The 5,890-nt window shown below is 49.2% G+C and carries 8 protein-coding genes and 1 pseudogene; all 9 read left to right on the top strand.

Translation table 11 applies throughout. The annotated features are described in order from the left end of the window. Positions 1-300 (top strand): annotated as a pseudogene (locus tag BN1044_RS09625) (GTPase family protein); the annotation flags it as partial. A 617-nt stretch (positions 301-917) separates the two neighbouring features. Next, positions 918-1,592 (top strand): outer membrane protein, encoded by a 675-nt coding sequence (locus BN1044_RS09620; RefSeq protein ID WP_175421600.1) that lies wholly within the window; start codon positions 918-920, stop codon positions 1,590-1,592. 949 nt (positions 1,593-2,541) lie between these two features. Next, positions 2,542-3,270, top strand: coding sequence for a helix-turn-helix transcriptional regulator (locus BN1044_RS09610; RefSeq protein WP_072308486.1), 729 nt, complete (start codon positions 2,542-2,544; stop codon positions 3,268-3,270). Beyond that, positions 3,267-3,398, top strand: coding sequence for a hypothetical protein (locus tag BN1044_RS24115; RefSeq protein ID WP_282100167.1), 132 nt, complete (start codon positions 3,267-3,269; stop codon positions 3,396-3,398). The genes BN1044_RS09610 and BN1044_RS24115 overlap by 4 nt, the downstream gene beginning before the upstream one ends. Beyond that, the gene (locus tag BN1044_RS09605) at positions 3,395-3,712 is read left to right on the top strand and encodes a hypothetical protein (protein ID WP_247650266.1); all 318 of its coding nucleotides are present in this window, start codon (positions 3,395-3,397) and stop codon (positions 3,710-3,712) included. The genes BN1044_RS24115 and BN1044_RS09605 overlap by 4 nt, the downstream gene beginning before the upstream one ends. Before the next feature lie 6 nt (positions 3,713-3,718). Further along, positions 3,719-4,030, top strand: a complete 312-nt coding sequence (locus tag BN1044_RS09600; protein ID WP_072308485.1) for a hypothetical protein — start codon at positions 3,719-3,721, stop codon at positions 4,028-4,030. A 208-nt stretch (positions 4,031-4,238) separates the two neighbouring features. Further along, on the top strand, positions 4,239-5,060 hold the full coding sequence (locus BN1044_RS09595; RefSeq protein WP_072308484.1) for a DUF932 domain-containing protein: 822 nt from the start codon (positions 4,239-4,241) through the stop codon (positions 5,058-5,060). 110 nt (positions 5,061-5,170) lie between these two features. Next, complete coding sequence (locus BN1044_RS09590; RefSeq protein ID WP_438830564.1) at positions 5,171-5,617, top strand: antirestriction protein; 447 nt, start codon at positions 5,171-5,173, stop codon at positions 5,615-5,617. Between the two features lie 11 nt (positions 5,618-5,628). Continuing rightward, on the top strand, positions 5,629-5,890 hold a 262-nt coding region (locus tag BN1044_RS09585), incomplete at its 3' end, for a JAB domain-containing protein (RefSeq protein ID WP_302622578.1).

The raw sequence follows: 5,890 nt of genomic DNA, 5'->3' as shown, positions 1-5,890 counted from the left end.
CCCTATCCCGTTCATGCGGTATCGGCACACACGGGCTACAACCTGAATAGTCTGGTTGAAACACTGATATTCGCCCTGCCACCGGAGGCCAGCAGCGGTGTATTTCGTCAGGTCAGGGAAGAGCACAGAACCGCGGAGGCCGAATGTACTGCCCGTCAGGATTTCGGCGAGCTTCTGGACGAGCTGTTCAGCTGCGTAGTGGATGCCATCCCGCTACCAAAGATTATCCGAGAAGGCCTGGGAGCTATACGCGACGGCATCGTAGAGGCAGCGACTTCGCTATGGCACTGGTTTTTTTAAGAACGCAGAGATAGCTATTGCGTATCCCGGTAGGCGATTTGGAAAAAGGCATGTACCACAACATCTTTCTGACCCAGTCAATCACCCGGCGGGTCTCCTGGATGACAGGAAGTGTCCACTCATTTACTCTTTTCTGAGTAATACAGAATTACTCGTTGTAATTCAATCTATTACTGGAATAAAAATATTTTATTTTTCCCCCTGCTATTCCATTTTGCCGGTCACAACCTATCCATCACATCCTGCATAATAACCCCATGACTTATCTCAGTATTTTTCGTTCATGGAGAACATATGAATATCACGGCGCCTGCGCAGAGACATGACAGCCTGACGCTCAGGTTATCGGTCATTATCAGCCGACTTCCTACAGGTGACGCTCTCTCGATGGGGCGTTGTTAGACGAGATTGGTGTATCTGAATGTGCGCATCGCCGGGATGTGCGTCCACGTCTGCTGTGTCTGGATATCATCCGTAGCAGGCTGTTTTAATTAATGTTTGCTTATGGTTTGCTACCACCAAATGCTATCAGGTGGAACTCCGTATTGTTAAAAACCGAAAACTAACCACTGGAAATAGATAATGAAAAAATTATTGTTATGTCTGTCCTGGGTACTATGAGTACGGTATCTACACTTTCTCACGCTGCCGAAAATACAAACGGTTTTTATGTCAGTGGCAAAATGGGAACCTCTATTGTATCCACGCATGACGCCCAATCTACGTATGCTGATAACGGGATCACCGTTTTAGAAACAAAAACAGCCAATAAAAACAAAGGCGTATTCGGTGGGGGTATTACGGCCGGTTATGACTTTTATGATCAATATCAGGTGCCCCTTCGTTTGGAAGTCGATATGACCTTCAGAGGGAAAGGCTCCTCTGATGGTCGCGTTGCTTATGATATCGATGGCGAGCAGGGGGTATCTACTATTGAAAATAAAGTCAGAATGAACTCATATATGGTGAATGGATATTTTGATTTCCATAATGAATCAGCATTCACACCTTATATTAGTGCCAGCATAGGGCTGGCCAATCTAAAATTAGAAAATAAAACGTATGAAGGTGATGACTCAGATCACATTTCTAATTCTGCTAATAACTTTGCGTGGGGTTTAGGGGCAGGTGTAAAATATGACATTAATACGAACCTGGCATTAGATCTTAGTTACAAGTATATCAATGCAGGTAAAGTCGATGCATCACGCACTGATGATGGCTTCTCATACACATCCAAACTGAAGTCATACTCCAATGACATGATGGTGGGTGTGACATATAAATTTTAACCTGTTCATCGCAATGATGTCTTCCAGTATCAACGTCGGCATTTGCTGGCGTTGATACTGGAATTTCGTTAAGTCTATTTAAGCGCACTCGTTATGCTAATGAAAATATCAGCTTAAAAACACCTGATTATAGAATAATAGATAAAAATCTATTACAGACCATGCCGCCCCTTTAACCCACTTCAATCTACTCCTTTTTACATTGAATTATAAATTAACTCAGCCCTGTATTACCTTCATGAATACATCAGCCAGGGTGTTATTGTATTCGTTATTATCATCCCCAGAGGTTTCATATCTGACAGCACTGAACAGGGCATTCATGCCCTGAAGCAAGTTATCCCCTGTCCCGAAGACTCCCTCAGGGCGGTTATCGCGCGAATTCGCCGGTGCATTCATTACGAACCGTTGACAGATGATGGGGCAAAACTGGAGCCGGTAAATCCTCGCTCCGTAACACCCTCATTCAACAGTCCCCTACCCGGTTAGCGACGTACTGGGGTGTATTCGCAAACCTCAACACTTGCTCCTGGCCCGGGTACGATACATGACGGTATTGTGAATGGCGCTACTGCACTGTGGCACGAGAACGGCGAGAGAACTTAAAAGGGTCTGGTATATCGCCTGCTGCGTATTCTAGCCTGCTCTGTTCGTCTTGTTTCTTCTGCAGCTACATCCTGCTCAATATCGTCTTTCTGCCTCTCATGGACTGGTTAAGATTCGGACTCCTTTTACCCTGGCTGGGCATCCTGCGGGGGGACAGGTTGCGACCCCGCCACGTTCATTTTTCAAACAACGCCTGTCAATGGCAATTTATTCAGTAAGTTACGGGCTGAAAAATAGTACATTTTTCCTGCCAACACTCACCTCTGTCGGACATACCCTGTCCGGACCACCCTGCATAATAACCTCATAAGTTATCTGACTATTTTTCATTTACGGAGGACAAATGTGCACCACGGTACCTGCGCAACGGCATGACAGACTGGCGATCAGATTGTCGGTCATTATTAGTAGGCTTCTGGCTGGTGAATCCCTTTACCTAAAAGCGTTGTCGGACGAATTTGGCGTGTCTGAACGTACCCTTCGCCGGGATTTTCATCAGCGCTTATTGCATCTTGATATCACCTGTCACAACGGTGCCTGGCGACTGAACCAGAATCCGCAGCGGGATCATACACCTGGCGTGCTGGCGTTTGCCCGCAATACCGGGATAGCCCGCCTCATTCCCTCACAAAGCCGTCAGCTTATGCAGTTGCTGATGGATGGAAATGGCACCTCACCGTGCCTCATTGGCCATGCACCGTTGCCTGCTGGGATCCTTCCGGACTGTTTCCAACGACTTGCAGAAGCTATTTACCATCACAAAACAGTCAGCCTGCTGATAAAAGGCATTCGTCACGATGCACTGGAGCCTTATCGGTTGATTTATTCCTACCCGCATTGGTATCTGGTCACCAGCCAATATGGTGCAATCCGCGTATTCAGACTTGAGGATGTGACCGCCGTTTCCTTGTCGGAGCAGCATTTTCAACGGCGGAGTGAAATTGGTGCCCTGCTCACCGATGAGAATTTTATCAATGCACTTCCACATTTTCACTTTATCAGCAACGTCATTCACACTTTTCGTGAACACACTACGGCCCCGAAATCTAAACCCAAAGGAGTTAGTCAATGAAACATATTACAGGCTTGCCGGACAACGGTGAGCGCCTGGTAAAAGTTAATTCCGACCCGAATACGGTCGTGAATAACTTCGCTCATGCTCTTTCTACAAAAGACATTCCTGAATCGGACAACTTATGATGAATATATTGCAAGGAAAAATCATGGCAGGTACGCCGTCAATAAAAAGAGCCATTCGCACGCTTTGTGTGCTCGGTACGCTGTTATCCGCCGCTGCATTAAGTGGCTGCGGGGACAAAGTTGAACGTGAATTTATTCAGGGCTGCAAATATGGGGGTGGTACGACTGCGCTCTGCGGCTGTGTGTATGACAAGCTAAAAATAAAGTACTCCCACCAGACGCTGGAAAAAATAAATCAGCAGTCCGGAGATATTCCACCGGATTTCATGGACAACATGCTGAGTGCCGCTCAGCAGTGCAGAAATCAGGGGTAGGGAAGAATGGTTCTTGTCATAAAGTACTTCGTTATTGCTTTTGCCATCGGGGCCATGGTGGTGGTGTTTAACATGGTGGGTAACACCGGCGAGATACGCAGCATCGGGCAGGGGGTGGGCTATCTGTTCTGGATGACACTGGGGCCAGGGGCGGGAATGACTGTCGGGGCGGCCCTGCGTCTTTGGCTGATGCCGGACAGTATTTATACCCGCGAGGGGATGGGCGGACTGCTGAAGGCCAGGCTGTTCTGGCTGGCAGGCCCCCAGTGTATCGGCTGGCTCATCGGTTTGCTGGCTGTCGGTAAGCAGCTGATGTAATGGCTGCCCGTCCTTGTACGGTGAGTCATCTGTTTCATATTTGGCAGACCCGCGCGTACAGGCCAGCGTTAAAAAGTGGCCTCGGAACCCTTTCAGGCTGAGCAGACAAACCCGCTCTGATATCTCCACAATACCGAAATGATACACCAATGACGCCCTGCTCCAATGAGCAGGGCGTTTTCATTTATCTCGAAAAAAGGAATTAATCATGCGCCTAGCCAGCCGTTTTGGCACAGTGAATCAAATCCGCCGTGACCGTCCATTAACCCATGAAGAGCTGATGCATTACGTTCCCAGCGTCTTCGGGGAAGACAAGCACACTTCCCGAAGCGACAAGTATACCTTCATACCGACCATCACCTTACTGGAGAACCTTCAGCGCGAAGGTTTTGAGCCTTTCTTTGCCTGTCAGTCGCGGGTGCGTGACCCAAGCCGTCGTGAGCACACCAAGCATCTGCTGCGCCTACGTCGTGCCGGGCAGATAAACGGCCAACAGGTCCCTGAAATCATCATTTTGAACAGTCATGGTGGCGAGTCTAGTTTCCAGTTAATACCGGGATACTTTAGAAGTGTCTGTACTAATAGCCTCGTCTGCGGTCAGTCATTGGGTGAAATCCGTGTTCCACATCGGGGCAATGTGGTGGAAAAAGTCATTGAAGGGGCTTATGAGGTGCTGGGCATTTTTGACCAGGTGGAGGAGAAGCGTGAAGCCATGCAATCGCTAATGTTACCGCCGCTAGCACAGCAGGCGCTGGCGAAAGCATCTCTGATGTACCGTTTTGGTGAGGAGCATCAACCAGTAACGACATTGCAGATACTGACACCGCGCCGGTATGAAGACCGGAAAGACGACCTATGGTCGGTTTTTAATCGCTGCCAGGAAAACTTGCTCAAAGGTGGCCTCCCCGGACGCAGCGCAAAGGGGAAACGCAGCCACACCCGCGCCGTGAACGGCATTGATGGTGACGTGAAGTTAAACCGTGCGCTCTGGCTGATGGCCGAGAACATGATGGACCTATTGAACCAGTAACCGACATCCCACCCACGAAACCAGCCCTAATTCATATGTTCCATTCATTTTTCATTCAACACATTCATGCATAAGGAAAAACTCACATGACCGATATCAACAGTAACGACATGCTCATATCAGTATCACCATCAGCCACTGACAACCTGACCGCTACACGCGTCTCAGACGAACAACGCCCTGCCTTCTGGCCGCAGCACTTCGGGCACATTCCGCAGTGGATAGTGCTGGAGCCACGCATATTTAGCTGGATGGACCGACTATGTGCTGATTATCCCGGCGGCATCTGGAACTTTTACACGCTCAGCAACGGCGGGGCGTTTATGGCGCCCGAGCCTGATGAGGACAGCGATGAGACGTGGACACTGTTCAACAGCATGAATGGCAACGGCGCAGAGATGAGCACAGAAGCCGCTGGCATTGCAGTCTGTCTTATTGCTTACAGCCACCATGCCTGCCGTACGGAATGCGATGCCATGACGGAACACTATTATCGCCTGCGGGACTATGCCCTGAGCCATCCAGAATGTAACGCCATCATGCGCATCATCGACTGAGGTAAGCCGCTATGGAACAACAGTTACCGCTGTTTGCCCGCGAATTAGCCCCCACCGACCAGCAGACCATCCGGACGGCATTAACCCTGCTGGAGCGTCAGTTACGCGAACCCGGCGCGTCATTTACTTCCACCACCGCCGCACGTGACTGGCTACGCCTGCAGCTTGCCACGTCTGAACAGGAAGAATTTATCGTGCTCTTTCTGGATAACCAGAACCGTCTCATTACCCACGAAACCCTCTTTACCGGCACTATCAACCATACCCAAATCC

This window comes from Hafnia alvei, assembly GCF_900095695.1.
Classification (GTDB): domain Bacteria; phylum Pseudomonadota; class Gammaproteobacteria; order Enterobacterales; family Enterobacteriaceae; genus Hafnia; species Hafnia alvei_B.
This window is presented reverse-complemented; position numbering and strand designations above follow the sequence as displayed.